Raw genomic sequence first — 25966 nt, forward strand, 5'->3', positions numbered from 1 at the left:
TCGGGCACCCGGCTCGGCAGGGCGAGTTCCCCTGGTCAGGGCTTCAGGAGCGCCTTGACGGCACGGCGCTCGTCCATCGCCCGGTAGCCCTCGGCGACCTCGTCGAGCGGCAGGGTGAGATCGAATACCTTGCCCGGGTCGATACGGCCCGACTGGACGAGGCCGATGAGGTCGGGCAGGTAGCGGCGTACGGGGGCGGGACCGCCGCGCAGGCCCACGTGGGAGAAGAACAGTTCCTGGCCGTCCACGGCGACGTCGTGGGGGACGCCGACGAAGCCGACGTTGCCGCCCGGGCGGGCGGACTGCAGGGCCTGCCGCATGGCCTCGCCGGTGCCGACGCACTCCAGCACACTGTCGGCGCCGATCCCGCCGGTCAGCTCCTTGATCCGCTCGACGCCTTCGTCACCGCGCTCGACGACGATGTCGGTGGCACCGAACGCGCGGGCCAGCTTCTGACGGGAGGCGTGGCGGGACATCGCGATGATGCGCTCCGCGCCCATCTCCTTGGCGGCGATCACCGCGCACAGGCCGACCGCGCCGTCACCGACCACCACGGCGGTCGAGCCGGGCTTCACCTCGGCCGCCTCCGCGGCCCACCAACCGGTGCCCATGACGTCGGAGACGGCCAGCAGGCTCGGCCACAGCTCCTCGCCCGGGACCTGGTCGGTGGCGACCAGCGTGCCCTGGGCGTTGGGGATGCGCACATGGTCGGCCTGGCAGGTTGACATGAACTGGCGGTGCAGACAGCTGGACTGGAAGCCGTTCGTGCAGTTCGCGCAGGTGTTGTCCGAGGTGGCGAACGAGCCGATCACGAACTGGCCCGGCTTGACCGATGTCACCTCGGAGCCGACCTCCTCGACGAAGCCGACGTACTCGTGGCCCATCGGATGCGGCTCGTCCGTCGGCTCCAGCCCGCGGTAGGGCCACAGGTCCGAGCCGCACACACAGGTCACCGCGGTGCGGATGATCGCGTCGGTCGGATGGAGGATTTTCGGGTCGTCCAGCGTCTCGAAGCGGATGTCGCCGGGGGCGTAGATCATTGCGCCGCGCATGAGAGGGGTTCCTTTGCGTGCCGAGGCGACGTACCCAGGGGCTGGCGGCCGTCGCCGAGTGCAGAGCCGGGTGGCCTTGTGCCCGGCCGCTCACGGCCGGACGAAAAGCACCACGCCATCCAGGTAACCCGTTCTCGGCGCGCGGAGCGAGGCACGCTCAAGGGGTGTACTGCCAGTACATCCCTGTGGCCGCGGGCGGGACGTACGGTCGAAGGCGTGGACAACCAAGCAGAGGTCCGCGAGTTCCTTACCTCGCGGCGAGCGAAGATCACCCCCGAGCAGGCGGGCCTGCCCTCCGGCAGCCGGCGCCGGGTGCCCGGCCTGCGCAGGAGCGAGGTCGCCGCGCTGGCGGACATGAGCGTGGAGTACTACTCCAAGCTGGAGCGCGGCAATCTCGCCGGCGCCTCCCCGGCCGTCTTGGAAGCCCTCGCCCGCGCCCTGAAGCTCGACGACGCAGAACGCGCCCATCTGCTGAACCTCGCCCACGCGGCGGACGGCTCCGACGCCCTCACCCGCCCCCGGCGGCGTAGCCCCCAGTGGAAGGCGCACCGCAGCCTGCAATGGGTCCTGGACGCCGTGACCGCCGGCCCGGCCTTCGTCCGCAACGGCCGGATGGACCTGCTCGCCACGAACAGGCTCGCCCGCGTGTTCTACGACGACGTCTACGCCACACCCCACAACCAGGCCAACCTGGCCCGTTTCAACTTCCTCGACCCTGCGTCCCGGCGCTTCTATCCCGACTGGGAACTGGCAGCCGACGTCGCCGTGTCGATCCTGCGCACCGAAGCCGGCCGCAACCCCCACGACAAGGGCCTGCACGACCTCGTCGGCGAACTCTCCACCCGCAGCGACGACTTCCGCACCCGCTGGGGCGCCCACAACGTCCGACACCACGGCACCGGCACCAAACGCTTCCACCACCACGCCGTCGGCGAACTCACCCTCGCCTACGAAGGACTCGAAATGGCCGCCGAACCAGGTCTCACCCTCACCATCTACACCGCCGAACCCGGCTCACCCTCCGAAGAGGGCCTGCGCCTCCTCGAGTCCTGGGCTGCCACCCGAGATGCCGACGTCATGGAACCCTCCGCGACACGCGAATAGGCTCACTGTCACAGAGGCCGACATGACTGGTTCGTTCTTCGCCGTGGCGCTGTTTTTCGTCGGCTTACCCCGCACCCGAGCCTGCGACCTCGCACGATGCTTCACCGACGGCACCCGGATTCTCACACAACTGTGATCACGGACAGCCCGGCAGGGCTCAGCCGTCCACGGTGAGCGGCTGGGCCGGTGGGCCATCCATCAGCAAGGACGCCAGCAGTTCTGGCAACCCAGCGGGCACTCGGGCGCGGCACGAGGCCCCCTTCCAACGTCATCACCTCGTCAGCGTAGAACCTCGGCCGACCAGCCAAGGTGGCTCCCGGGCCGGGCTCGCGCAATCGCGGCCAGAGCCCTGAAAACGGCCGGCGATGCGCTTCACAGTCCGCTGCCTTCGTCAACTGGGGCCCATTCGACCGCCGGTGAAGAGTGCGAGGTGACTCGACTCCGTCGTGAGCGCCTTCGGCGTCGTAGGCGACGGGCTGCGCCCGCCCTGAACAACTCGTTCCGGTCCAGATGCCTGCCGGTCATGCTTCAGGACTGAGTGCTTGAGGGCAGCGCCAAGCTGTTGTCGGGGGTCAGGCCGCTGAGCTTTTCGGGGTTGACCTGGAAGCGCAGGTACTGGATGCGGCCGTCGAGGAGGTCGAACGAGATGGCGCCGACCGTGTGTCCGTCGAGGGTGGCCAGGACACCGAGCTCGCCGTTGATGACGGCCGGCTCCATCGTCAGGGCGGCCAGTTCGGGCTTGGCCAGGAAACCCACGATCCAGCGCGCGACGTGGTCGGTGCCGTGGAGGGGGCGGCGGGCGGCGGTGACCTTGCCGCCGCCGTCGGACCAAGCGGTGACCTCGGGGGCGAGCAGCTCCATGACGGCGTTCAGGTCGCCGCCCGCGCAGGCCTCCATGAAGTGGGCGGTGATTTGCCGGCGCCGGGTCTGGTCGGCGTCGAAGCGGCGGCGGCGGGCATGGACATGCTCGCGTGCGCGGTGGGCGATCTGGCGGACTGTCGGCTCGGGACGTTCGAGGGTCTCGGCGATCTCGGCGTGCGAGTAGCCGAAGACCTCGCGAAGCAGGAAGACGGCGCGTTCGACAGGACTGAGGGTTTCCAGGACGACCAGCATCGCGGTGGAGACGCTGTCGGCCAGTTCGGTCTCCGCGGCGATGTCGGGAGAGGTCAGCAGGGGCTCGGGGAGCCACGGCCCGACGTAGGTTTCGCGGGTTGCCCGTGCGGAGGTGAGGCGGTTCAACGAGAGGTTGGTGACCGTGCGCACCAGATAGGCCTTGGGGTGGCGGATCGCGTCGTGGTCCGCGGTGCTCCAGCTCAGCCAGGTGTCCTGGAGGACGTCCTCGGCGTCGGTGACGCTGCCCAGCATGCGGTAGGCGGTGGCGAACAGGAGCCTGCGGTGTTCGATGTACGGGTCCTGCTCGTCCCTGGCGTCGACCATCGGCTCATGCTGCCAGCGCGGTAACCAGGGCGGCAAGGCCCGAGATCATGGCGCTGGGAGCCTGTGCGCCCGTCATCCCGTGGGCTTGCGGGTGGCGCGGCCGCCTCTGGAGACGATGGTGGTGACGTTCATGTGCTTGCTGAGTCGGTAGGTCGTGAGCGGGCTGCCGCTGACCATCTCCTTGTACGCGACGGCGCTGCGGCCGGTGAGGAGCATGCGGCGGGGGGTTTCGTCGGCCTTGGTGAACTGGATGACGGCGTCACGGCGGCCGAGGCTGACCGGCTGGTGGAAGTAGCCGAAGCGGAACGGCTTGACGGCCTTGCCACGCACGAGCTGCGCGATGGCGTCGGCGGTGTGCTGGGCCGTGGGCAGGCCGCTCTGGCAGGTGCCGTGGATCTGTCCCCAGGCCAGCCGGACGGCGGCGGCGTCGCCGATGGCGTGGATCTCCGGGTGGGAAACCGAACGCAGGGTGGCGTCGACCAGGATCAGGCCGCGGTCGTCGGTGGCGATCCCGGCTTCGGCGGCGAGCGGCGACACCTTGACGCCGGTGGTCCACAGGCAGGCGTCGGAGCGGACGAGCCGGCCGTCGGCCAGTTCGACGGCGTCGGGCAGCACCTTGGTGACGCGGGTGCCGGTCTCGAGAGTGACGCCGAGGCGGTCCAGCGCGCCGTGGAGGTAGGCGCGGGCCTTGGGACCCATCATGCCGCCGGGCTCGTCCAGGCTGATCAGCGTGACGCTCAGGCCGGGGTGGCTCTCGGCGATCTCGGTGGCCGCCTCGATGCCGGTCAGGCCGCCGCCGCAGACGGTGACCGTGCCGCCGGACGCGGCGACCTCGGTGAGGCGCGTGGCGAACCGGCCGGCGATCTCCGGGTTGTTGAGGGTGAACGCCTGGGTGTCGGCGCCGGGGACCTTACCGGTGTCGGTCGAACTGCCCAGCGCGTAGACGAGCGTGTCGTACCCGAGGGTCTCGGCGCCGTCGACGGTGATCTGCCGGGCCTCGGGGTCGATGGCGGTGGCGGTGCCCTGGACGAACGTGACGCCGGTGCCGACGAGCAGGTCGGGGATCTGATGGTCGGCCAGTTCCTGACCGGCGGCGATCTGGTGCATCCGCAGCCGCTCGACGAACCGGTTCGAGGGGTTGACCAGGGTGATCTTCACGTCGGTCCGGCGGGTGCGGTGGGCCAGCCGGATGGCGTTGAACAGGCCCGTGTAGCCGGCGCCGAGGACGACGATGCGGTGGCTGTTGTTCATCGGATCTCCCAAGGTCGGGCACCGGCTTCGGTGTCGGTGACGCCTATGGGACAAGCAACCCGCACCGGACGTGACAGGCCTTAGGTGTGATCCACACCACATCGTGTACGCCATTGGTGCGCTGATCGCAAGGGAGCCGGGCTCCGTCGGCGACTCCAGCGTCGGGTCCTCGGCGGCGCAGACCGGCAGGCGTCCACGCCCAGCTCGACGCGCCGACCCGCGCTGGGCGTTCCGTCCTGTGGAACCTGGAGAAACGCTGTCGGCCCCGAGCTGGTCCGCATCTTCGGCTGTGGCGCTCGGGCCCGGCAGGGCCTCGCGGTCGCCTTGTGCGCAACAGCTGGCCTGCTCGGCACCGCTGCGGCCGGCTGTCGTCGGAGCGGCCGGCCTTTCGCTGCCGGCGCGTGCCGCGCCGATGGCGCACCGTTTCCAAGCCCACTCCAAGGGCTGCTACCACCTTGCTACCATGTGGGATGTGACTTCCACGAAGAAGCAGACACAGGTCCGGCTGGAAGAGGACGTGCTCGCAGCCGGCAAGGCCGCCGCGGCCGCCCGCCGACTGGACTTCAACAAGTACGTAGAGCGGCTCATCATCGAGGACACGACCGGCGCCCGCGCCGCCGGCATGACCGCGGCGCAGCGGCTCATCGATGAGCACGGCACCTTCCTCGAGGATTTGGAGCGGCAACTCGACGCTCCCTACGCCGAGCCCCAGCCGGGCGCCGCCGCGTGATTTTGCACGTCGACGAATCCTGGATCCTCGAAGTGGCAGAACGGGCGGGCCGTCGCGACCCGGCCGCCGACGATTACGGCGTACCTATCGCAGCTGTCGCCCGCCACCGCGGCGAACTCCTCGACACACCCGTCTATGACGGCGTCTACGCCCGTGCCGCCGCCCTGGTGCACACTCTGGGCCGCTGCCGCTGGCTGGAGCGCTCCAACTTGACTGTGGCCTGTGCGGTGGCCGTCATGTATCTCGAGGCCAGCAACATCCCTGTCAGCCCCACGCGAGAACAGCTCACCGCACTCGCCCATGAGCTGAGCAACCCGCGCTGCACCGCCTCCCGGATCGCCTCTTTCCTGCGTACCTGGAAACCCTGACCCCGGGCCGGACGGAGGCCCCTGAGCTCCGTCCGGTGCAGACGTTGCTGACCATCTCGGCCGCCGCCCCGTGGGGCTGCGGACGGGCGTGCTCATACCCCGTCCCGCCTACCGGCTCTCGGTACCGCCCGAGGAACCGCGCCCGGTCGGCCATGCCCTCACCGGGACGGGCGGCGGCTGGCTGGGGGGTGCCCGCGCGCCGCTGGACGAGGACGAGCTCGGTGGGAACTGGGCGCTGGTCTGGGACGAGCTGGATCAGCTGTCGGGTCGGCGGGGCGCGGACCTTGAGCCACGCTCCATCGCGGTGACGGCATGGAATAAAGAATCATGGAATGCCACTAAAGGAATCTGGGCCCCTGCACCTCCTCATTCCTGTACCCCCCGAAACTGGGCGGGTCCAGTCGGGCGAGGAGATGACATGACCAACGCGGATCCCTGGACAATGCTGCTGATCCTCACCAGCTTGCGGCTCATCGCACAGCTGGTGAGTGTCACCGCACAGTGGCTGGTGTGGCGTGCTGCCACTCGAACCCCTGCCGGCATGGAGATCGAACATCGGGATGGCAAGGGGAGTACCTGGCGGGTGAAGCGGGCCACGGAGACCGAGTCGAACGGCGGTCGGCGTTGAACAATCCTGCCGCATCGAACCTCGGCAGCCAGCGCTGCCCGTGTGGTGCCTACGGCTGCACGGTCCTGCAGAGCCATCGCCGTCAGGTCAGCGACGAGCTCTCCGTCGTCTACGCCGACTACAGCGCGCCGCTCCTCGCCTTCACCCGCAACCGAATGCGCTCTCAAGGCGTTTCCGAGGCGCAGATCGGTGCCGAAGACATCGTCCATGACGCCTTCGCCGCGGTAACCCGGCTGTGGTTCAACGTCCGCGAACCACGGGCGTATCTGTTCTCCATCATCCGCCATCGGCTCCAGGACGAGGCACTGCTCGACGGGCGCAGAGCGGATCTGCGTGATCTTGCATCCGAGGCCAACCTAACCAACGCTTGGTGGACATCCACGGTGGATCAGCCCTCGCCTGAGGGCGTCGAAAGCAAGATCCAAATCCAGCAGATCCTCGCTGAGCTGTCACCCCGCCAGCGTGTGGCCACCTACCTAGCCCATGTCGAACGCCTGAGCCATGCTGAGATCAGTGATCTCCTGGGCTGTGCCCCCTCGACGGTCGAGGTCCACGTCAGCAAGGCGAAAACAGAGCTCAAGAAGCAGTACCCCTCGGGCCCAACTGCTATGAGTCCTGGCGCCATGAGCCCTCGCGCGGCGCTCGCCAGGACCATGACGGCTGTGACTCGAGCGAGGCTGCTCTCCAAGAGGAGTATCGGCATCGGCGTCGGAGTCATCGCTGCAGCGGCTGGCTTGCTGTACGCCATCGTCCGCACCGGCGGTTCCACCACCTCGATGCCGTGGTGGTCTCTCGTCATCGGCGGCTTGACGCTCTTCGTCGCCGGATTGCTCACCGGCCTGACGATCGGGCACCGCCGAACTCGTCGCCCACGCGCGCCCAAGGCCGTGGCGCCCCAGACCAACACAGCAGGAAAGGCCCCGGCAAGGGGCGATCGCGGACCCACGCCGAGGCCTCGCCCTGCCCCGCCTTCGCCCCAGGAACCTGCAGACAACCCCCCGCCCCAAATCCCTACGAACATCGAACCAAGTCCTTCGGTCCGAAATGCGGCACCGCCTGGCGCCGAGGAGACGGATGCAGCGGAGGACAGCGAGGCGCCGGTAGTTCAAGACCCGGAGCCTGAGCTAGGCCAGGAGCCGGAGGTAGAACCGTGCGCGCGTTGCGGGGGCGGCCGGATCGTCGATAGTCAGCCCGCCTGCTGGTGCGGCCGCTACACCACGGACCCAACCGCCACGCCCAGCATCGATGCCTCAGTCACGTCTGCCGCCGAAAGCTTCGTGGCACCAACCCCGTTGATTGACGGTGAAGAACCGGCTGCTGGAGAGCCGGGGCCTGAGATCGAGCCGTGCACGCGTTGCAGCGGCGGGCGGATCGTCAACGGACTGCCCGAGTGCTGGTGCGGCCGCTACACCACAGACCCAACCGTCGCGTGCGCTGTTGCCGCCCATTCGGAACCTACGGTCGATACCCCTGTACAACCGGAAGAGCGGCCTGTCGGCGAAGGGCCGGTTCAAGAACAGGAACCTGAAGTCGAGCCGTGCGCGCGTTGCGGGGGCGGCCGGATCGTCGATGGTCAGCCCGCCTGCTGGTGCGGCCAGTACCGGCAGGCGCCACGGGAGGCGTAGCCCAAGCCGCAGAGGCCCGGCTCCGGTCGCCGGTGAACTGCACCTGGTTGGCGTTGCAGCGGCGACAGCACCCGCAGCGTGCCCAGGCGGACCTCGGTCATCTCCGTGAACACCGGCAAGGCCACGTCGGGTTCGGACTCAGCGCGAGCTGGCAGCCAGGCAGGCGAACAGGACTGCTCCGCCACCAAGGGTGAAGAGCTGCACCATGCCCGGGATGGGCCATCGAAGGGCCAACAGACCACCGCCCGTAACTGCAACACCGCCCGCGAGGAACCACATCGCCCGCCACGCAAATTTCGGTGCCTCCGGCGCGTTGCCTCCCCCTCCTCTGAAGCCATCGGCCCAGCCGTAAATCCCAAACCCGTACAGCAGCCAGGCGAGGGTCAAGAGGTCGATGACGAGTAATGCAACGCTGACCCCGACCTGTAGACCGGTTGACGGATTGCTCACGCGTTCCACGCCCCCGCGATCTCGGTTGACGGCGACCATCCGACGATCGCCACACAACCCAGCGTGATGGTGCCGTTGGCGCGTCACATGAGCACGCGTACCCAGATGTCCCTGGCTGCGATGGCTTTTCGTGAGCTGGTTTGAGGTGCTGCGTAGTGCCATAGGCCAGCGCTGAGGAAGCTCACGTCGACGTTGGGGCTTCGTTGGCTGGGCCGTCCCTGGGCCGTCCGAGGCTGCCCGACAGGGGCCAAGGACGACCGACGACGACCACTAGGCGCACGGGTCCACCGCCCCTGACCAGCAAAGCCCAGTCCACCAAGATCCCCGGCAAGACCCAGGGCAAGAAGTCGCCTTAGAGGCCATCTCATTTGGCGAGTCTGCGGCAGCAGATGAGGGTGCAGGCGGCGATGTTGGTCGCACCCGCTCAGCCGGCCGAAGTGTTCTGGGTCGCCTCGCGTGCCTCGGTGAGGGCTCGCTGTCTGAGGTTGCCGCCGAACAACTGAATCGTGGTGGCGGCCAGGATGTCATCCCTGCCGATGGTCCGCCCGTCCCCCCTGCGGGCGGACAGGGCCTGGAGGGAATCCTTGAGGAACGGGGGTGGGGCCGGTTCGCCCGACATCACCAGGGTGACCGTACCGAAACGTTTGACCCCGCCCTCGCGGACGACCATGGCCGCGTCCCGGGCGAGGTCCGTCAGGAACACGCTCGCGATTCCGTCCAGGTCGCGGACCATCGCCGGGACGGCCGTCGCCCCCTGGCTCCACAGCAGCTTCTTGACCCCGGCCTCGAACCTGTGGGCGCCGACCACAGCACTCGGTTTGCGCGACCTGCTGCGCTTACGAGAAGGCACGATGACACCCTCGGCGTCGTACAGGACACCGGTCAGGCCTTGAAACGTCGGGCTGTGGTCGTACCACTTGGCCCCCACCTCGAGCTCGACGTTCCGGTCGATCGCCGAGAGAAGGTCCCCGGGAATCAGCTTCCTCCGGGCCTCCGCCGCCGCCGCTCTCCTCGCGCCGTCGATGATCTCCGTCAGCACTGTCCGCGTCACCGACGCGGCGGCCCGCGCGGCCGACCGAGAGACGTGCATCGGGGTCACGTCCCTGAACACCGCTTTGACGAGAGAAGGCTTGAACGGCGAGACATCCATGACCGAGGCGGTCTCGGGACCGCTGCGCTCAGGACGTGCGGGCTGTGCGGTCATCGGAAGAAACGCTCCCTGCTGTCGGAGTTGTCAGAGGCCTGCACTTCACCACGCAGACCCGCTCTCTGCCCCCCATCCTCCGTCGAAGCGGCACCCGGTCAAGGGCCTGACGGGCACATCCCGACGGCCGGGCCGATGATGAGCCGCCTCCCGCACGCCCTCGTACCGTGGCACCTGCGTCCCCCGTCCGGCTGTACCCCGTTCTCCCCAGCCCCTGCCACCGAGGAGGAGCGGCCGGTGAAGCGCACGCAGGACGACAAGTGGGCGGCCGACCTGCGGGGCGGCGAAGGCGTTCCACGCCCGTGGGGGGCACTTGAACGTGCCCCGCAGAGCCTGCGGCAGCAGGTCATCGAGTGCACCATGTCCTGGCTGACCGGTTACCGGCGTCTCAACCACCGCTACGAACGGAAACCAGGCAACTACCTGGCCCTTCTTGGACTGGCAGCTGCTCTCTGCTGTTGCAAACGGCTCCTCAAACTGACCATGTAGGACACGGTCTATGACGGGGTGAACAGGGCCTGGAGGGTTCGGGTGGCTGTTTCGCGCAGCCAGGCGTGGGCGGGGTCGTTGTCGTGGCGCTGGTGCCAGAGCAGGTGGAGGGGTACTTCAGGCAGGTCGAGCGGCAGCGGCAGAGTGGTCAGGCCGAGTTGGTGGCGGGCGGAGCGCGTGGCCGCGTCGGGGAGGGTGACCACGAGCTCGGTTTCGCGGGCGAGTTGCAGTGCGGTGGCCGTGGTGGGAGCGGAGGCGATGACGCGGCGCTCGTGGCCGAGCGAGGTCAGGGCCTCGTCGATCCGGTCGTGAAGGCGCCCGCGCCGGGAGACGATGAGGTGATCGGCCGCCGCGTATCTCTCCGTGGTCACGGGCTGTTCGGTGAGGGAGTGGCCGGGGCGGACCGTGAGGACGAGCTGGTCGCGCCCGATGAGGCGGTGGCGGATGTCGGGCAGGGACGGCGGGCCGGCGCTGGAGGCGAGGTCGACCTCGCCCCGGCGCAGCTCGGGGGTGTCGTCGCCGGGCTCGGCGGTCAGCCGCAGTCGCACCCCGGGGGCCTGGCGGTGCACTGCGGCGATCAGGGCGGTCCCGCAGGTGGTGGCGAGGGCGTCGTGCCAGCGGACGGTGAACACCCGTTCCAGAGTCGCCAGGTCGAGTTCCGTCTGAGCGGACAGCAGGTGGTGGGCCTGCTGCACCAGGGCGTGGACCTGGGTGCGCATGGCCAAGGCGCGGGTGGTGGGAGTCATGTGGCGTCCGGTGCGGACCAGGATCTGGTCACCGGTCGCTTTGCGGATACGGCTCAGAGAGCGGCTCATCGCCGGGGAAGTGACGTGGAGGCGGGCCGCGGCACCCTGGACGCTTCCTTCCTCCAGGAGCGCGTCCAGGGCGGTGAGCAGGTTCAGATCCAGTTGCATGACAGTAACTGTATAAGTGAAAACCATGCACTTGTTGTTAACGGTCACGGCTTCTACCTTCGAGATGCGGGGCGGAGGACAGCTTCCGGAAACACCCCCGCTTCTACCGAATCCAGGGAGTGCGCCATGAGCACAGCCATGCCTTTCGACCTCGACGCCACGCTCCTGCCCGCAGTGACCGCTGCGGTGGAGGACGCCGGAGCCACCCTGCGGGAGCGCTACACAACCCATGCCCGGGGCGTGAGCCTGGAGGAGGTCGTCGGCGAGATCCACGCGAACGACGACGCGGTCCTCGCCGTGATGCGCGAGCCGCTGCTGCGGGCGAGGCCGGGGTCGCAGTGGGCGGAGGACGAGCTGGCCGGCGGGGCACTCCCGCCGGGCGAGTGGTGGGTCGTCGACCCGGCCGAGGGCAACATCAACCACGTCCACGGCATGCCGGACTGGGGCGTCACCGCCACCCTGGTGCGCGACAACCAGCCGGTCCTCACGGTCGTCCACCTCCCGCTGACCGGCGACACCTACACCGCCACCGCCGGCGGCGGCGCCCACCTGAACGGCCGTACCCTGACCGTGTCGGCGAAGAACGACCTGGGTGCCGCGCTGATCGGCACCGGCCAGGCCCGGCCCGGCGAGAGCACCGACACCTTCCGCCGCATCGGCGCATCGGTCACGGCCATGCTCACTGCCGGTCTCGTCGTGCGTGTGTCCGTCCCGGCCACGCTGCAGCTCATACACGTCGCTGCCGGACGCATGGACGCCTTCTGGCAGTTCTCCGACGTCCGCTCCGGCCTCGTGGCCGGCGCCCTGCTGGTCGCCGAGGCCGGGGGCACCGTCACCGACCTGGACGGCAAGCCCTGGAACGCGGCCAGCCGCGATTTCCTGGCCGCCGCCCCCCAGATCCACACCACTGCGCTCGACGTCCTCGCCTCGATCTGATCGGCTCCCCTGCCGGACCACCCTGGCCCTGCCACCCCAACTCGCAATCGCGCGGGCAGAGCCGGGTGTTGTGGCTGGTGGGGTGTTGTGGGTGTGCACGAAGACGCGTACGTCCCCGGCGGCCGGGCGCCGACCTGCTGGTCGCCGCACCAGGAGTGCACGCCGCCGCTCTGAACGTGCTGTCCAGGACCACCTGAACCGCCGCGGCGTCCGGCACCCGGCAGAAATCGCCAAACCCCAAGTACCTCCTCTACAAGGAGTTCGACCATGCATCTCACTGTTCTGGGCGCCTCGGGCGCCACCGGGCAGCAGCTGATCCAGCAGGCCCTCGACCGTGGCCACACCGTCACGGCCGTCGCCCGTGATCCCGACCGCCTCCCGGCCACCGGCCACGACGACCAGCTGATCCGAGTGCGCGCCGACGTACGGGACACCGACGCCATCGGCCGTGCGCTCAAAGACGCCACCACCATCATCTCCGCACTGGGTATCCCCAGCCGTGACCAGGTCGGTGTGCTGACCGCGGGTGCTCGTGGCGCCGTGGCCGCCGTCCCCGAGCGCATCATCTGGATGGGGGCGTTCGGCACCGGCGCCTCCGCCGCCGCGGCCGGCGCCTTGACGCGCACCCTGCTGCGGGCCATGGGTGCCGAACTCACCGACAAGGTCACCGCCGACACCACCATCCTCGACGCCGGGGGCACGGTCTTTCACTGCGGGCCGCTGTCCGCCGGACCGCTCAGCGAACACCGTCGCACCGTGGACTTGAGCCAGGCACCCCATCGGCTCTTCCCCGCCCGCGTCAGCCGCGCCACCGTCGCCGCCGCGTTGCTCGACGCCGCCGAAACACCGGACCTGCCCGGCGGCACCTACGTGCCCCTCGACCGCTGAGTGTCTGCCTGGCGTAGACGCTGCTCCTTCTCGCGCCTGGCCTGGCCTGTTGCGCTTCTTGCGACAACGTCAGCTGCGTAGTCGCCGACGTCATGGAGCTCCAGCAGTAGGCGAGCGGCATGCGGCTGCACCGGCTACGGCAAGGACACGTCCACTGCGCACGCCGAGCACAGTGGTGTCCGGTTCTCGCCAGTCCGCGGTAAATGCCTGGACTGAGGACCTCCTCGAACGGGACACTTCCGACTTCCGAACCACCGGGAGTGTGATGGGGACAACAGATACGCGAGGGCCGACGCCGGGCAGGAGCGCGGTCGTTCTGGCACTGCGCCGCTACGGTCGGGAACTGCGGCGACTACGACGGCTGGCCCTGCCCGCGCTGCTGCTGCCCGCCGTGGGCAACATCGGCACCCGCTACGTAGCCCCCCTGCTGATCGCCAAACTGGCAGGCCAGGCCGCGGACGACGACGGTCTGACCCTCAGTTCGGCGCTGCCGTACGTGCTGGGTTTCGGCGTGACGCTGCTGCTCGCCGAGGCCGTGTGGCGGGTTGGGCAGCACTGCCTGAACCGCGTGGACGCCCTCGGCATGGAACATCTGTACGTGAGCGGCATGGAGGAACTTCTCGCCAAGGACGCGGCATTCTTCCATGACAACTTCGCCGGCTCGCTGACCAAACGGGTGCTGAGCTTCGGCAAGCGCTTCGAGGACTTCGTGGACACGGTGACGTACCGGATCGTGGGCAGTCTCGTCCCCCTGGTGTTCGGTGCCGTGGTGCTGTGGACCTACGAACCGATGCTCGTCGCAGGCCTGCTTGTGATGATCGCGCTGACGGTGCTGGCCGCGACACCCCTGATCCGTCGTCGGCAGAGGCTCGTCAACGAGCGTGAGGCGGCGTTCGCCCGGGTTTCCGGTCACGTCGCCGACAGCCTCATGAACATGGAGACCATCCGGGCGTTCGCGGCCGAGCGGCGGGAGGCCGACGAACACCGCAGCCGTGTCGCGGATTCCCGGCGCCTGACGCTGCGGTCGTGGGACTACGGCAATCTGCGCGTCGACACCCTGATCGCCCCCATGTCCGTACTGACCAACGTGCTGGGCCTGTTGGTCGCCATCGCCTTCGGTGGCCCGGGCCAGGGAGTGGAGGAGGTCGTCGTCGCTTTCACCTACTACTCCAACGCCACCCAGATCATGTTCGAGTTCAACCAGATCTATCGGCGTCTGGAAAGCTCGATGACCGAGGCCGCGCAGTTCACGGAGCTGTTGCTGGATCCGCCCACGGTGCTCGACCCGACGGAACCCGAGCCGCTCGCACTGCGGGACACAGGCGTCCGCTTCGAGGCGGTGACCTTCGCCCACGCGGGTGCGAAGCCGATCTTCGAGGCACTCGACCTCGACGTGCCTGCAGGCGCGCGGATCGGTCTGGTCGGAAGGTCCGGCGGAGGCAAGACCACACTCACCCGGCTTCTGTTGCGCATGTCGGACATCGACGACGGACGCATCCTGATCGGTGGTCAGGACATCAGCGGGTTGCGCCAGACCGACCTGCGCTCACTCATCGCTTACGTCCCGCAGGAACCCGCCATGTTCCACCGCAGCCTGCGGGACAACATCGCTTTCGCCCGGCCCAGCGCCACCGACAAGGAGATCCACGCCGCGGCCGCGGCCGCGCACGTCACGGAGTTCGCCGACCAACTCCCCGACGGTTTCGGCACTCTGGTGGGGGAGCGGGGAGTGAAACTCTCGGGCGGTCAGCGTCAGCGCGTCGCCCTCGCCAGGGCCATCCTGCGCGACGCCCCGATCCTGCTGCTCGATGAGGCCACCAGCGCGCTGGACTCGGAGAGCGAACTCCTCGTCCAGGATGCCCTGTGGCGGTTGATGGACGGACGCACGGCCCTCGTGGTCGCCCACCGTCTGAGCACCGTTGCCGGGATGGACCGTCTCGTCGTCCTCGACCGCGGAAGCGTCGTCGAGCAGGGCACCCATGAGGAGCTGCTCACGTCGAACGGTGCCTACGCCAAGCTGTGGCAGCACCAGTCGGGCGGCTTCCTCGGCGAGAGCACCGAGTCGGCACTCGGATGCCCGGTTCCTGGAGCCGGTTCCAGCGGAGTGCCCGTACCGGCCGATCCGGTGCCGGACGGGGACCGCAGGACGTCGTCGCACGCTCGTACGAGCACCGGTTCCACGTGACCGGTGCGTTCCGGACATCCTCGCCCGCCGTCGCTGTCACGCTGATACGTCCGTCGCATGCGGCGATCCGCGAAGCGCTAGGAACCGGGGAGAGGGGGAGGGAGGAACGACGGCCGCTCCCGGGCCGGCTGACGCGGCCCAGGAGCAGACGGGAGGTAGGGAAGCCCCACTGAGTCGAAAACGAGGTCGCTGTCATCCGCCGCCCCACGCGGCCATGACGACCACCACGCGAGTGGGGAAGACTGGACAGATGCCTCATGACCCCGGCGGGCTCCTGTTCGTCGCGCTCGGTTCCGTACTCGTCGCCGCCGGCTTCATCTGGAAGGGGCGTGTCCTGCGCCCCCTCTCGATGAAACGGACCCAGGCGGTCGCAATCCGGGACCGTTCCAGAAGCCTGCTGCGTTCTGCGGACATGGCGATCGCCGAAGCGCGCCGCCGGGCGGTACGCGGTGAACCGGCCATCGTCACGGTCGGGGACGTGACCAGGGTGGCGTGCCAGCACTACGGGCACGTCTTCGTGGAGCGCGACGAGGCAGCTGCCGCCCTCCGCCAGCGCTATGAGGCCGCCGGCTGCCGCGCGGACTGCATGACCGATGCCTTCAACTGACCGCCTCCTCGGCTGGTGCTTGATGCCAAGGGCGTCGGAACCGTGACCTGATCGGTGGTCATGCTGAAGAAGCCGTGGAAAGCGTATGGGCGATCGTGTCCGTCGTCGGCTGAAGCGCTTGTGCTGCCGATCCGGCCGCGCTACGCCTTGGTCGCGCCACGGCCGGCGGACGTCCTGTCCCCGGATGACCGGGTCTTCGGCTCGCAGCCGAATCGCCGCGCGCACGCCCAGGAACTTGCGCGAAGCGATGTACTGCTAGTCGTGACGTCGAAGGCGCGGCGCAGCGCGGCGCGTCCCAGGGCGGGTCCTCGGCAGGGCGGGCCGCGAGGGCGGGCGACCTGACGGCCGAACTCGCTGACCCTGCCGCGGACGAGTTCCTCCTCGGGGCCGAAATACCGGAAGGGAGGATGGATCTGGCCGGCGCGCCGTGGAAGCGTTTTCGGTCTCTTTTGCGGCTCTTTGAGCTTGCGGTGCTTTGTTCTTCAGCGGTTCACTGCCCTCTTTTGACCGGTATTGCTGCGCTATGGAGGGTTGAAGAGGAGGGGCTGATTCCTGCTCGCCTGTGAACGAAGTTCGCGGGAACGGCACGGATCTTTGTGCGATTCCCGTGGCAACTTGTGGGCGCTCGGTGACCACTGGGGCCATCGGGGGCTGTCTTCCTGTGGGGGGAATTCATGCACAAGCGTGCCTGCGGCATGTCCTTATGGTGTGCCCGTAAGCGATTGGCGGCGCTGACCGTCTCGGCGATGGTGACCTCGGGGGCGCTGGCCCTGTCATTGCTCCCGGCCGCGAGCGCGGCCGCCGACGACACCAAGCCCACCTCGGTGTGGGGTTCGGTCAGCCCCGAATTCGAGATGTCGGCGGTGAAGGTCGGCCCGAACCGGCCGGTGAAGTCCGAACCGTCGCAGAATCCGACCGACGAGGTGTACACGCCCTGGCTGCGAGAGCAGCGCGAACACGCCCAGGGCACACCGTCCGAGAAGGCCAGGTCCGGCAGCACCGCGACGGATGCCTCGGTCCTGAGCCTGGTGCCGGAGGGGCAGGGCAGTGTGCCCTGGCACCGGTACACGAGCTTCGCGATCACGGACGCGCTGACCGCGAAGATCGATTACTCGACCGGCAACCTGATGCTGACGGCGACGGACTTCGACATCGCCGGTGTGGCACAGCGCCTGACGCTCGCGCGGACGTACAACTCGCTGGACGCGCCGTGGGGGAAGGTCTCGCAGCGCTGGTGGCAGCAGTACGAGCGTTACCTGTCCCTGTCCTCCACCGAGGCGGTCTTCTACGACGCCTCCGGCGCCACGGTCCGTTTCAGCAAGAACAGTGACGGATCCTTCGCCACTCCGAAGGGGTACTCCGAGGACCTGAAGAAGAACGCGGACGGCACCTACACGCTGACGAAGTGGAAGTCGGGGGCGACGGACACCTATGACGCCGACGGGACGCTGACGAAGGTCACCGACCGCAACAAGGGCACGGTCACCGTCACCCAGCACGACGAGGGCGCTGAGCACAAGGGCTTCAAGCTGACCGAGACCCGCTCGGGCCGCTGGATCGACCTGCTGAAGACGGACGCCTCACAGTGGCAGGCCAAGGACAACACCGGCCGCACCGCCGTGTTCAACCTCGACAGCGCGGGCAACCTGGCCACCACCACCGACACCGAGGGCAAGACGGTCACCTTCCGCCACGACACCTCCGGCCGCGTCGACAAGATCACCACAGCCGAGGGCCGGGTCACCGTCTTCACCTACGACGACGCCAACCGTGTCACCTCCATGCTGCGCGGTACCGGCTTCGACAGCGACGGCCACACCGGCCCGACCTGGACCTACGCCTACAGCGCCGGCTCCCCGACGGCGGCGGGCACCACCACCGCGACCGACCCGGAACTGCATGCCACCGAGTACACGCACGACGGCGACGGCCAGGTCACCGAGGTGCTGGACGCGCTGAAGCACAAGCGCTCCACGAAGTTCGACGCCAACCACAACATCGACACCGCCACCGACGCGATGGGCTCCGGCACCACCCCGGGCAACGTCACCGACTACGGCTTCGACTCCCGCAACAACCTGAAGACCGCCACCGCGCCGACGGGCGCCGCGACGGTCAACAACTGGCAGACCATCGCCGGCGGCGACGTGCCCAAGGACTCCACCAACGCCGACGGTGAGAAGACCGCCTTCACCTATGACACGGCCGGCAACACCAAGTCCGTGGCCCAGACCGGCACCGGCGGCGGCAGCGTCTCCTACGACTACAACCCCGCCACCGCCACCTGCGGCGGCTTCGAGGGCCAGCGCTGCGCGCAGAAGACGAAGATGACGTCGACGAAGACGGTCACCACCGACTTCCACTACGACGCCAAGGGCAACCTGGACTGGACCCAGGCACCGGCACCGCTGGGCAAGACGACCTACACCTACGACGCCCTGGGCCGCACCGAGACGGTCACCGACGCGCGCGGGATCAAGGCCGTCTACTCCTACGACAACCTCGACCGCATCAAGACGGTGTCCTCCACCAACGACACGGTCCGCTACTGGTACGACGGCGACGGCAACCTCACCCAGCGCTCCGACGGCACCGGCACCATCTCCTACGAGTTCGACCCGCTCCAGCGCGAGACGGTCCGCCATCTCCAGGACGGCTCCCAGACGTTGCTGGCCTACACTGCGGCGGGCAACGTCGACTACTACCAGGACCCGGCCGGCGCGGTCGACTACACCTGGAACGAGGTCAACAAGCTCAAGGAGCTGAAGGACCCGCAGGGCCGGGTGACCACGTACACGTACAACAACAACGACGTCCGCAAGACGACCACCTACCCCGGCGGCACGGCACAGACGGTCAACGTGGACAAGTCCGGCCGACCCGAGAGCATCAAGGTGACCTCCGACCAGGGCACTCTGGTCGACCTGGCCTACACCTACAACTTCGGCACCGACGGCAAGAGCGACGGCAGCAAGATCCGCACCTCGACGGACAACGTCACCGGGCTGAAGCGGACCTACAGCTACGACGGGGCGGGCCGCTTCTCCTACGCCAAGGAGGAGAAGGCGGGCGCGATCGCCGACTCCTGGCAGTACTGCTACGACCTGGCCGGCAACCTCACCTCCCAGGGCACCGACCCCGGCTGCCCGCGCGGCACCACCTACACCTACAACGACGCCCAGCAGCTCACGGCCAAGTCCAGCTCCACCGGCGCCTGGTCCTACGACGCGATCGGCAACGAGACCGCCGCCGCGTCCACCGACGACTTCATCCGCACCGGCGAAACCTGGTCCGACCACTCGCAGATGACGTCAATCACCGTGAACGGCAAGACGTATGCGGGCCAGTACGGCTCGACCGACCAGAGTGAGCGGATCAAGCTCGGCGACACGTTCTTCCACAACGGTCCGTTGGGGCTGTCCGCCAAGTCGACTGGCGGTGTGGACATGGGCTTCAACCGGGAACCCGGGGGCACGTTGAACTCCATGACGACCGGGGGCAAGGCGTACTTCTACCTCACCGACGCGATCGGCAGCGTGATCGGTCTGGCGGACGAGGACGGCAACAAGGTCGACTCCTACACCTACAGCCCCCGCGGCGTGCGCATCCTGGCCCAGTCCTCGGAATCGGTCGCGCAGCCCTACCGGTTCGCCGGCAACTACCAGGACCCCACCGGCCTGTACCACCTGAAGGCCCGCTACTACGACGCCAATATCGGCCGCTTCACCCAGCCCGATCCTTCCGGCCAGGAACAGAACCCCTACCTCTACGCCGAAGGCGACCCGGTCAACCGCATCGACCCCAATGGACTGTTCAGCTTCTCCGACGTACTCGACACGGGCAGCGACGTTTTCGGAGTTGTCACAGGTTGCCTGGCGGGAGTCACAGCAGCGGCAGACACCGGAACCATTGCCTACGCCGCCGCGGTCGGCGGCGTGGTCGGCGCCGGAGTCGGCAGTGTTGTAGGCGCTGGTGTTGCCATAGTCGGTAGCTGCGCGCTGGGAGGTGCCGCAGGATACTACGGAGCGGAAATCCTCACCTACGGGTAACACGTGAAGATGAATTGAGTGGGGGACCAGGGCCCCTGTAGATCGCTGTTGGGCCGGGAATTCCACTCTCGGCCCAAAAGTCTCCCTGCGAATTCAACGAAGGGTTCATCGATGGATGACGCAATACGAGGAGTGCGGACCTTTTCTGCGGTTTTGATCGTAGGAGGGATATGTGCGTGCGTTGCGGGGACGGCTACTGGCGATGCTGTGCCGCTCGCACTCGGTGTGGTCGCCGCCGTCAGCGGAGTGGTTCTGGCGGTGTTCGCCTTCCTGGCCCATCGGAAGAATCGCTCCTAACGCGATGCTCGGATTCGACTACCGCGACGCGAATATCGGCTGCTTCACCCAGCCCGATCCCTCCGGCCAGGAACAGAATCGTGCAGCTGGTGACCGATCCTTGTGGCCGACTGCGGTGGATCTCACCAGCACTGCCCGGCCGCGCACACGACCTGACCGCGGCCCGCACCCACCGGATCAGCAGCGGACATCCTGTCCATGATCCCGGCGTTGTTCACCAACACGTCGTTGGCGCAGGCCGCGGTGATCTCTTCGGCCACGGTTGCGGCGCCGTCGGCGTTGATGTCGGTGAGGACGAGGCGTGCGTCCTCTGCGGGGAAGCGCAGGGCGGTGGCGCGGCCGATGCCGGAGCCCGCGCCGGTGATGACGACGACCTTGCCGGACAGGCCTGTGGTGCGTCTCATGGCTGGGATTTCCTTCAGTTGCTGATGACGGGCATGGCGCGGCGGTAGCGGGGGTCGGTGAGCTGGGAGACGAGGAAGGCGGCGATGTCCGCGCGGGTCATCGCCGAGCCGACCTTGTCGTGGCCCAGGAAGCCGGACTTGATGCGGCCGGTGGCGGGTTTGTCGACCCGGTTGTGATCCGGGCGATGGTGTAGTCGAGCGGGGAGGAGGTGACGGCCTCGGTCATGCCCTTCAGCTCGGTCAGGGCGTTGGGGAAGGCGAGCTTGGCCATGACGGGCAGGACCTTGGGCTTCCAGTGCGGATTGTCGTGCGGGTCTGAAGGTCCGAGCGCGCTGATGACAGCGTCCGCGCCTGCCACGGCCCCACGGACTGCTGTGGTGTCGGTGAGCTGGCCGCTGGATACGGTCAGGTTCTTGTCTGCAAGGGTGAGTTTCGCGGGTGTCCGGACGTAGGCGGTGACCTGGTGCCCGGAGTCCAGCAGTTGACGGACGACCAGGTGGCCGATGGCGCCGCTGGCGCCGAAGACGGTACACGCATCAGATCCTCCAACAGTGAGGTAGAGAAGGTGTGGGAGCCGAGACCCCGATGACGACAGCCATGAGCGGCACGGCTGATGGATCCATCCGTGGCGGGCGGCAGGCCGGTCCGAACAGGGGGCCAGGAGCACTCCGTTGTGCGGTCGGCCGGGCCGTTCAGGATCGAAGTCGGAAGAGGACGAAGCGTCCTCGTTCGCCTGCCTCGTGAAGCTCTTCGGGTGTGGGTTTGCGGTCGCCGGGCAGGCCGAGCGTCTTCGCCTCGCGAGGCGTCTTGCGGTCGGCGAACTCGGCGAGCAGCTCGGTGATCGCGGTGCGGTCCTCGATCACGGTGGGTACGGCCTCGTACTCCCGGCCGCGGATGCGCAGGTGGACGGTCGGTCCGGTGCGCAGGTTGGGGATCCAGGTGTTCTGCGAGGACGTGGCCAGGACCGTGCCCGCCTCCCAGTCGAAGTAGCCGACGGGGATGGTGATGCGGCGTCCGGACTTGCGGCCGGTGTAGGTCAGCAGCATCAGGAATCTGCTGAGGATCCCGTGCCATGATGCGCCAGCATGGAAGGCGGTACAAAAGGAACACTCGTGTGCGCAACCGAAGGGGAACGTCCGCAATGGAGGCTGTAGCAGCTCAGAAGACCGCATCCGCGCCGGACGTGCTGGCACTTCCGGCGCCCTGCACCGCGGTCCCGGTCGAGCACGCGGAGTTCATCCGTCAGGTCCTGGAGAGGGTCGGGGACAAGTGGACGCTGATGGTGATCGCGAGCCTGCGGGGCGGCGGGGTGATGCGCTACAAGGACCTGCAGAGCGGCATTCCCGGCATCTCCCAGCGCATGCTCTCCCGCACCCTGGCCCAGCTCCACCACGACGGCCTGGTCACCAGGACCGCCTACGCCGAGGTCCCACCGCGCGTGGAGTACGCGCTCACCCCCCTCGGCGCCAGCTTGATCGGCATCGTGGGCTCCCTGATCGACTGGGCCGCCGATCACCATGACGAGATCCGCCGACACCGGGAGCGCTCTGGTACGGCTGACGCACGCTGAACAAGCAAACCGCCGACGATCGAGCGGCTTGGAGGCACGGACGCGCACTGCAGCGCCGTGACCGCATGAGTTCGCCGGGTTGGTGGCCGTAGCGGTTGGACATGGGATGGCGTCCGATCCGACGGCTGGATGTGGGGTGGCGGAGCCTGTCCGTGTGCGTAGACCGGCCGACCAGGAGGGGCGAAACCTGGCAGGAGATCGTGCGCCGGGGGCAGCGCCAACGCGGTGCGCTGCTTCCGCGGCTGCTACTCGGTCGGCGACGACACCCTGTGGGGCTTCAACCGGAGCAGGAAGGGCGCCGGGAACACTCCGGCCGCCCTGAAGTCAGGTCAGGACGCCGGGTCCCACCGCACGTGCAGGGTAGGGGGCTTGCGGAAGACCAGGCCGTACGGGGCTGCGGGGTGTTCGGGGTCGAGGCGCAGGTCGGGGAGGCGTTCGAGCAGCTGCTGGAGGGCGATGCGGGTTTCCAGGCGGGCGAGGTGTGCGGCGAGGCAGTAGTGCGGGCCGTGGGCGAAGGCCAGTTGGAGACGCGCGTTCACGCGGCGGACGTCGAACAGGTCGGGTTCGGGGAAGACGGCCGGGTCGCGGTTGGCCCCCGTCAGGGAGACGGTGACGAGGTCACCGCGCCGGATCAGGGATGGGCCGAGGACGGTGTCACGGGTGGCGTAGCGGTCCACGACCGCCGCGCCGGGTTCGAGGCGCAGTGATTCCTCGATCGCGCCGTCCAGCAGATCGGCGTCGGCCCGGACGAGAGCGAGTTGGTCGGGGTGCAGGAGCAGGTGAAGCAGCGCGTTGGTGATCATCGCCTCGGTGGTCTCGATGCCTCCGAACATCAGCACCGCGGCATTGGACGCCACCTCGGGCACGGTCAGTTGCCCGGCGGCCGAGACCAGGAGGGAAGAGGCGTTCCGGTCGGCGACGGTGACTTCCACCGCGGTTCGCAGCCGTGTGTACGCCGCGACGCCCGCGGGCCCCGCCTCGTGGCCGGCGGTGATGTCCGAGACCGACTGCACGATGGAGTCGTACCAGGCGAGCACCGTGGCCCCGGTGGTGCCGGCCAGTCCCAGCGCCTCGGTCACGACCGCGACCGCGAGGGGTCCGGCGAAGGCACGTCGCAGCTCGGCGGTGCCCGTCGGGTTCAGCGTGGTGATGAGCCGGTCGGTTTCCCGCTCGATGAACGCGGCGAAACCGTCACGTACGGCCCGGGGGCGGAACGGGGCGGTGAAGGGCTCACGGTGCCGGGTGTGGTGGTCGCCGTCGAGGGACAGCATGCTGGGGCCGACGACTTGCGCGGTCGAGAACCGGGGGTCGTCGACGGTGAAGGTCTCGGCGTCCCGCATCACGCTCAGCGCGAGATCACGACGGGTCACCAGCCAGCCGTCCAGCTCGGGGAGCCAGGACACCGGCTCCTGCGCACGGAGCAGCGCCAGTCGCGGATGCGGATCCCGGGCGAGTTCGGCGAGCGTGGTCGCGGCACCGAGCGGGCAGGAGTCGACGACGCTCATGGCGCGCCCCGGCCTGGTAGGGAGGAACCGTTCACGCTGCTGAGGCTAACAAGCGCACACCGCACCTCCAGTCGTCGGATCGGACGTCATCGCACATGCAACCGCCACGACCACCAACCCAGCGAACCCAGGCGGTCGTGGCGCTAGGCCAGACTGATTGATATGGGGACAGAAGCTGACAGCAGATCGTGCGCCGGGGGAACGGCAGATCTCGTTGAACTGGTGGATCACATTCCGGACGGTGTCCTCGTAGGCCTGTACCAACTGCGCGATCACCGGTACCTGTTCCCGCTGGGGAAGGCCGGCAGCATCATCGCGCGCCGGTCGTGCACCGAGTCGGTGGCATCCCGGCGCACTGCGTGTCGACAAGGTCGTAAAGGGTCGCAGAGGCGGGGATCGCGGGCGTTGGTGACGGTGAAGAGGAGGACCGACTCGACTACGACGAGTCCGCTCCTACCGTCTCGTGGCGGCCACGGAGCAGGACCATCCCAGCCACCGGGAGAAGGAGCAGCACACTGTCGTCTCCGAGCCGACCAGGCATGGAGCAAAGGCCCATTCACCGCTTGGAGAGGGATGGTCGGAGGGCGGGGCGGGGGCGGTGAGCCGCAATCGCCGACGAGGTCGTCGGGGCGCACGGGTCTGGTCCAGGCGCCGGAGACGCAACGGCCGCCAGCAGGGAAGACATCGCCTGGAGCACTCTGGATCGGTGGAGTCGGCCGGGGTCGCTGCCCCGTCGAGCGGTTCCCGAACGGCACTGGCGCCCGTGTCCCGGCTCTGTACGCGAAGTGTCCGCCGTTCCGGTCGGTGGTCGGGCGCGCGCTCAGGCTCGGTCCTGGGCAATGAGGGCCTGTCAGGCTGTCATCGCGTCGCGGACCTTGGCGGTGTCCACGAACTGTTCGAAGCGGACGATGCGGCCGCCGCGTACGACGAAGTGGTGGGCGACGCGTACGTCGATGTCCTTGCCGGTGGCCTTGTTGGTGGCGGTGTAGCGGGCCAGTACCACGACGTTCTCGCCGTCTACGACGTAGGTGTCGTCGTGGGCGGTCCAGTCGTCCCACTCCTTGCCCAGCTGTTCCATCACGTTGGCGGTGACGCCGTCGGGGGTGCGGTAGGTACCGGCCAGGGGGAAGCCGGCCATCTCGGTCCATTCCACGTCGTCGGCCAGGGTGGCCCGCAGGGCGTCGAGATCGCCGTGGGCCGAGGCGAGGTACTGGCGCCGCACCACGTCGGCGGGAGCGGTGGACGTTTCGAAGCCGGACGTGTCGTTCATGATGGTGGCCTTTCTGAGGACCGTCAGGACAGGTCGGTGACGGCGGTGGAGGGGCACAGGCGGAAGGTGGAGGTCGCCTGGCGCCCGTGCAGCGCCTCAGCAGCAGGTGGATACCCGCGCCGAGGCGATGAGCGGCCGGTGCCGGGCTGTCGGCGGAACGCCGGCACCGGCCGCGGGAGGGGGTGTCATCAGCCCCAGGTCATCTCACCCTTGGCGACCTTGGCACCGAGCTGGGCCGCGATGAGCATTCCGGAATCCGGGTAGCGGGCCACCAACGCCTTGGTCAGCGCCTCGCCGTTGCCGGCCTTGGTGAGTTCGGCCTCGAACGCGGTGAGGTAGTCACGGGTGTAGGCGATCGGACTCGCGTCGACGGTGTCGGTGGGCAGCCGGTGGCCGGGGACGGCGAATGCGGGGTCCAGGGCCGTCATCTCGTCGAGCAGTTCGATCCATACGGCGCGGGACTCGGGTGTGGCGGTGTCGGCGACCCAGACGTGCTCGTTCTGGAAGAGCAGGACGCCGGCGACGATCGCCCGGTGCTCGGCCTGCCACAGGTAGTGCCGGTCGGGCAGACCCGGGTGGCCGCCCTTGAGCTGGAACACGTGGCCCTCGAAGGTGATGTCACCGGTCAGTTCGGCCAGGTCGACCAGCCGGGTGGGACGGTTGGCGCCGACGGCCTCCCACGCCTTGAGCTTGCCCTCGTACGCGGCTGCGATGTGCTCGATGACCAGCGGGGTGGCGACGATGTCGGCCTTGGGGAAGGCGTCGGCGATCACTTCCGCGCCCCAGTAGAAGTCGGGGTCGGCGTGGCTGACGAAGACCTTCGTCAGCGTCTTGCCGGAGTCCAGGATCTCGGCGACCAGGCGGTGGCCGTCGGCACGGGTGAACCCGGCGTCGATCAGGAATGCCTGCTCTTCGCCCGTGATCAGGGTGGCGGTCTTGTTCTTGGAGCCGACGGGGAAGTCGAGGTCGATGACCTTGAAATCGAGGGTGCTCATGGTGGTTC

Annotated in this window: 22 protein-coding genes and 5 pseudogenes; 13 read left to right on the forward strand and 14 right to left on the reverse strand. The window is 68.4% G+C overall.

The genetic code is table 11. The features are described 5' to 3' along the window. Positions 1–35: 35 nt before the first annotated feature. Positions 36–1052, reverse strand: a complete 1017-nt coding sequence (locus OG736_RS42730; protein WP_327187286.1) for a zinc-dependent alcohol dehydrogenase family protein — start codon at positions 1050–1052, stop codon at positions 36–38. 216 nt (positions 1053–1268) lie between these two features. Here OG736_RS42730 and OG736_RS42735 point away from each other — a divergent pair, with 216 nt between their 5' ends. Continuing rightward, positions 1269–2156: a helix-turn-helix transcriptional regulator gene (locus tag OG736_RS42735; protein WP_327187287.1), complete on the forward strand. Its 888-nt coding sequence runs from the start codon at positions 1269–1271 to the stop codon at positions 2154–2156. A gap of 528 nt (positions 2157–2684) precedes the next feature. Here the strand turns inward: OG736_RS42735 and OG736_RS42740 are convergent. Both OG736_RS42740 and OG736_RS42745 read right to left on the reverse strand, forming a co-directional pair. Next, entirely contained in the window at positions 2685–3593 is a 909-nt protein-coding gene (locus OG736_RS42740; protein ID WP_327187288.1) for an RNA polymerase sigma-70 factor, read from the reverse strand. 72 nt (positions 3594–3665) lie between these two features. Beyond that, positions 3666–4844 carry an NAD(P)/FAD-dependent oxidoreductase gene (locus tag OG736_RS42745; protein ID WP_327187289.1) on the reverse strand — a complete coding sequence of 393 codons (1179 nt, stop codon included), beginning with the start codon at positions 4842–4844 and terminating at the stop codon, positions 3666–3668. A 472-nt stretch (positions 4845–5316) separates the two neighbouring features. Here OG736_RS42745 and OG736_RS42750 point away from each other — a divergent pair, with 472 nt between their 5' ends. From OG736_RS42750 to OG736_RS42770, 4 genes are all read left to right on the forward strand, one after another. Continuing rightward, a complete protein-coding gene (locus tag OG736_RS42750) occupies positions 5317–5574 on the forward strand; it encodes a hypothetical protein (protein WP_327187290.1) in 258 nt (85 codons plus the stop codon). Then, the gene (locus OG736_RS42755; protein WP_327187291.1) at positions 5571–5942 is read left to right on the forward strand and encodes a fic family toxin-antitoxin system, toxin component; all 372 of its coding nucleotides are present in this window, start codon (positions 5571–5573) and stop codon (positions 5940–5942) included. Before OG736_RS42750 ends, OG736_RS42755 begins: the two co-directional genes overlap by 4 nt. 418 nt (positions 5943–6360) lie before the next feature. Continuing rightward, positions 6361–6570: a hypothetical protein gene (locus OG736_RS42765; protein ID WP_327187891.1), complete on the forward strand. Its 210-nt coding sequence runs from the start codon at positions 6361–6363 to the stop codon at positions 6568–6570. Further along, positions 6567–8195, forward strand: coding sequence for a sigma-70 family RNA polymerase sigma factor (locus OG736_RS42770; protein WP_327187292.1), 1629 nt, complete (start codon positions 6567–6569; stop codon positions 8193–8195). Before OG736_RS42765 ends, OG736_RS42770 begins: the two co-directional genes overlap by 4 nt. 138 nt (positions 8196–8333) lie before the next feature. Here OG736_RS42770 and OG736_RS42775 read toward each other — a convergent pair whose 3' ends face one another. Together OG736_RS42775 and OG736_RS42780 are read right to left on the reverse strand one after the other, a co-directional pair. After that, on the reverse strand, positions 8334–8684 hold the full coding sequence (locus OG736_RS42775) for a hypothetical protein (RefSeq protein ID WP_327187293.1): 351 nt from the start codon (positions 8682–8684) through the stop codon (positions 8334–8336). A 385-nt stretch (positions 8685–9069) separates the two neighbouring features. Continuing rightward, positions 9070–9849, reverse strand: coding sequence for a hypothetical protein (locus tag OG736_RS42780; RefSeq protein WP_327187294.1), 780 nt, complete (start codon positions 9847–9849; stop codon positions 9070–9072). Between the two features lie 336 nt (positions 9850–10185). On the opposite strand from OG736_RS42780, the pseudogene OG736_RS42785 reads away from it, so the two are divergent. Continuing rightward, positions 10186–10338: pseudogene (locus OG736_RS42785) on the forward strand (IS5/IS1182 family transposase); the annotation flags it as partial. Positions 10339–10346: 8 nt separating this feature from the next. Here the strand turns inward: OG736_RS42785 and OG736_RS42790 are convergent. Next, complete coding sequence (locus OG736_RS42790; protein ID WP_327187295.1) at positions 10347–11252, reverse strand: LysR family transcriptional regulator; 906 nt, start codon at positions 11250–11252, stop codon at positions 10347–10349. Between the two features lie 126 nt (positions 11253–11378). Here OG736_RS42790 and OG736_RS42795 point away from each other — a divergent pair, with 126 nt between their 5' ends. The 6 genes and pseudogenes from OG736_RS42795 to OG736_RS42820 all read left to right on the forward strand — a co-directional run. Then, positions 11379–12188 carry an inositol monophosphatase family protein gene (locus tag OG736_RS42795; protein WP_327187296.1) on the forward strand — a complete coding sequence of 270 codons (810 nt, stop codon included), beginning with the start codon at positions 11379–11381 and terminating at the stop codon, positions 12186–12188. A 267-nt stretch (positions 12189–12455) separates the two neighbouring features. Beyond that, positions 12456–13076 (forward strand): NAD(P)-dependent oxidoreductase, encoded by a 621-nt coding sequence (locus OG736_RS42800; protein WP_327187297.1) that lies wholly within the window; start codon positions 12456–12458, stop codon positions 13074–13076. Between the two features lie 265 nt (positions 13077–13341). Next, positions 13342–15261, forward strand: a complete 1920-nt coding sequence (locus tag OG736_RS42805; protein WP_327187298.1) for an ABC transporter ATP-binding protein — start codon at positions 13342–13344, stop codon at positions 15259–15261. Positions 15262–15475: 214 nt separating this feature from the next. Beyond that, positions 15476–15868 (forward strand): hypothetical protein, encoded by a 393-nt coding sequence (locus OG736_RS42810; protein WP_327187299.1) that lies wholly within the window; start codon positions 15476–15478, stop codon positions 15866–15868. Positions 15869–16614: 746 nt separating this feature from the next. Continuing rightward, positions 16615–19917: an RHS repeat-associated core domain-containing protein gene (locus tag OG736_RS42815; protein ID WP_327187300.1), complete on the forward strand. Its 3303-nt coding sequence runs from the start codon at positions 16615–16617 to the stop codon at positions 19915–19917. Between the two features lie 377 nt (positions 19918–20294). Beyond that, a pseudogene (locus OG736_RS42820) lies at positions 20295–20393 on the forward strand (IS5/IS1182 family transposase); the annotation flags it as partial. Here OG736_RS42820 and OG736_RS42825 read toward each other — a convergent pair. The 4 genes and pseudogenes from OG736_RS42825 to OG736_RS42840 all read right to left on the reverse strand — a co-directional run. Next, a pseudogene (locus OG736_RS42825) lies at positions 20394–20618 on the reverse strand (SDR family NAD(P)-dependent oxidoreductase); the annotation flags it as partial. 97 nt (positions 20619–20715) lie between these two features. Beyond that, on the reverse strand, positions 20716–20976 hold the full coding sequence (locus tag OG736_RS42830) for a hypothetical protein (protein ID WP_327187892.1): 261 nt from the start codon (positions 20974–20976) through the stop codon (positions 20716–20718). A 6-nt stretch (positions 20977–20982) separates the two neighbouring features. Further along, positions 20983–21285 (reverse strand): annotated as a pseudogene (locus tag OG736_RS42835) (NAD(P)H-binding protein); the annotation flags it as partial. A gap of 25 nt (positions 21286–21310) precedes the next feature. Continuing rightward, positions 21311–21664 carry a nitroreductase/quinone reductase family protein gene (locus OG736_RS42840; RefSeq protein WP_327187301.1) on the reverse strand — a complete coding sequence of 118 codons (354 nt, stop codon included), beginning with the start codon at positions 21662–21664 and terminating at the stop codon, positions 21311–21313. A gap of 95 nt (positions 21665–21759) precedes the next feature. Here OG736_RS42840 and OG736_RS42845 point away from each other — a divergent pair, with 95 nt between their 5' ends. Then, the gene (locus tag OG736_RS42845; RefSeq protein WP_327187302.1) at positions 21760–22188 is read left to right on the forward strand and encodes a winged helix-turn-helix transcriptional regulator; all 429 of its coding nucleotides are present in this window, start codon (positions 21760–21762) and stop codon (positions 22186–22188) included. A 329-nt stretch (positions 22189–22517) separates the two neighbouring features. Here OG736_RS42845 and OG736_RS42855 read toward each other — a convergent pair whose 3' ends face one another. The 4 genes and pseudogenes from OG736_RS42855 to OG736_RS42870 form a co-directional block, all read right to left on the reverse strand. Further along, entirely contained in the window at positions 22518–23693 is a 1176-nt protein-coding gene (locus OG736_RS42855; protein WP_327187303.1) for a cytochrome P450, read from the reverse strand. A 207-nt stretch (positions 23694–23900) separates the two neighbouring features. Beyond that, positions 23901–24049: pseudogene (locus OG736_RS42860) on the reverse strand (IS630 family transposase); the annotation flags it as partial. A 494-nt stretch (positions 24050–24543) separates the two neighbouring features. Next, positions 24544–24963 carry a nuclear transport factor 2 family protein gene (locus OG736_RS42865; RefSeq protein ID WP_327187304.1) on the reverse strand — a complete coding sequence of 140 codons (420 nt, stop codon included), beginning with the start codon at positions 24961–24963 and terminating at the stop codon, positions 24544–24546. A 188-nt stretch (positions 24964–25151) separates the two neighbouring features. Then, positions 25152–25958, reverse strand: coding sequence for an MBL fold metallo-hydrolase (locus OG736_RS42870; RefSeq protein ID WP_327187305.1), 807 nt, complete (start codon positions 25956–25958; stop codon positions 25152–25154). Positions 25959–25966 lie beyond the last annotated feature (8 nt).

This window comes from Streptomyces sp. NBC_01334, assembly GCF_035983595.1.
Lineage (GTDB): Bacteria > Actinomycetota > Actinomycetes > Streptomycetales > Streptomycetaceae > Streptomyces > Streptomyces coriariae.

Coding starts and splice junctions, on each gene's coding strand:
- OG736_RS42730 (WP_327187286.1), bottom strand. CDS start 1,052: ATGCGCGGCGCAATGATCTACGCCCCCGGCGACATCCGCTTCGAGACG.
- OG736_RS42740 (WP_327187288.1), bottom strand. CDS start 3,593: ATGGTCGACGCCAGGGACGAGCAGGACCCGTACATCGAACACCGCAGG.
- OG736_RS42745 (WP_327187289.1), bottom strand. CDS start 4,844: ATGAACAACAGCCACCGCATCGTCGTCCTCGGCGCCGGCTACACGGGC.
- OG736_RS42765 (WP_327187891.1), top strand. CDS start 6,361: ATGACCAACGCGGATCCCTGGACAATGCTGCTGATCCTCACCAGCTTG.
- OG736_RS42775 (WP_327187293.1), bottom strand. CDS start 8,684: ATGGTCGCCGTCAACCGAGATCGCGGGGGCGTGGAACGCGTGAGCAAT.
- OG736_RS42780 (WP_327187294.1), bottom strand. CDS start 9,849: ATGACCGCACAGCCCGCACGTCCTGAGCGCAGCGGTCCCGAGACCGCC.
- OG736_RS42790 (WP_327187295.1), bottom strand. CDS start 11,252: ATGCAACTGGATCTGAACCTGCTCACCGCCCTGGACGCGCTCCTGGAG.
- OG736_RS42795 (WP_327187296.1), top strand. CDS start 11,379: ATGAGCACAGCCATGCCTTTCGACCTCGACGCCACGCTCCTGCCCGCA.
- OG736_RS42800 (WP_327187297.1), top strand. CDS start 12,456: ATGCATCTCACTGTTCTGGGCGCCTCGGGCGCCACCGGGCAGCAGCTG.
- OG736_RS42805 (WP_327187298.1), top strand. CDS start 13,342: ATGGGGACAACAGATACGCGAGGGCCGACGCCGGGCAGGAGCGCGGTC.
- OG736_RS42810 (WP_327187299.1), top strand. CDS start 15,476: ATGACGACCACCACGCGAGTGGGGAAGACTGGACAGATGCCTCATGAC.
- OG736_RS42815 (WP_327187300.1), top strand. CDS start 16,615: ATGGTGACCTCGGGGGCGCTGGCCCTGTCATTGCTCCCGGCCGCGAGC.
- OG736_RS42840 (WP_327187301.1), bottom strand. CDS start 21,664: ATGCTGCTGACCTACACCGGCCGCAAGTCCGGACGCCGCATCACCATC.
- OG736_RS42845 (WP_327187302.1), top strand. CDS start 21,760: ATGGAGGCTGTAGCAGCTCAGAAGACCGCATCCGCGCCGGACGTGCTG.
- OG736_RS42855 (WP_327187303.1), bottom strand. CDS start 23,693: ATGAGCGTCGTCGACTCCTGCCCGCTCGGTGCCGCGACCACGCTCGCC.
- OG736_RS42865 (WP_327187304.1), bottom strand. CDS start 24,963: ATGAACGACACGTCCGGCTTCGAAACGTCCACCGCTCCCGCCGACGTG.
- OG736_RS42870 (WP_327187305.1), bottom strand. CDS start 25,958: ATGAGCACCCTCGATTTCAAGGTCATCGACCTCGACTTCCCCGTCGGC.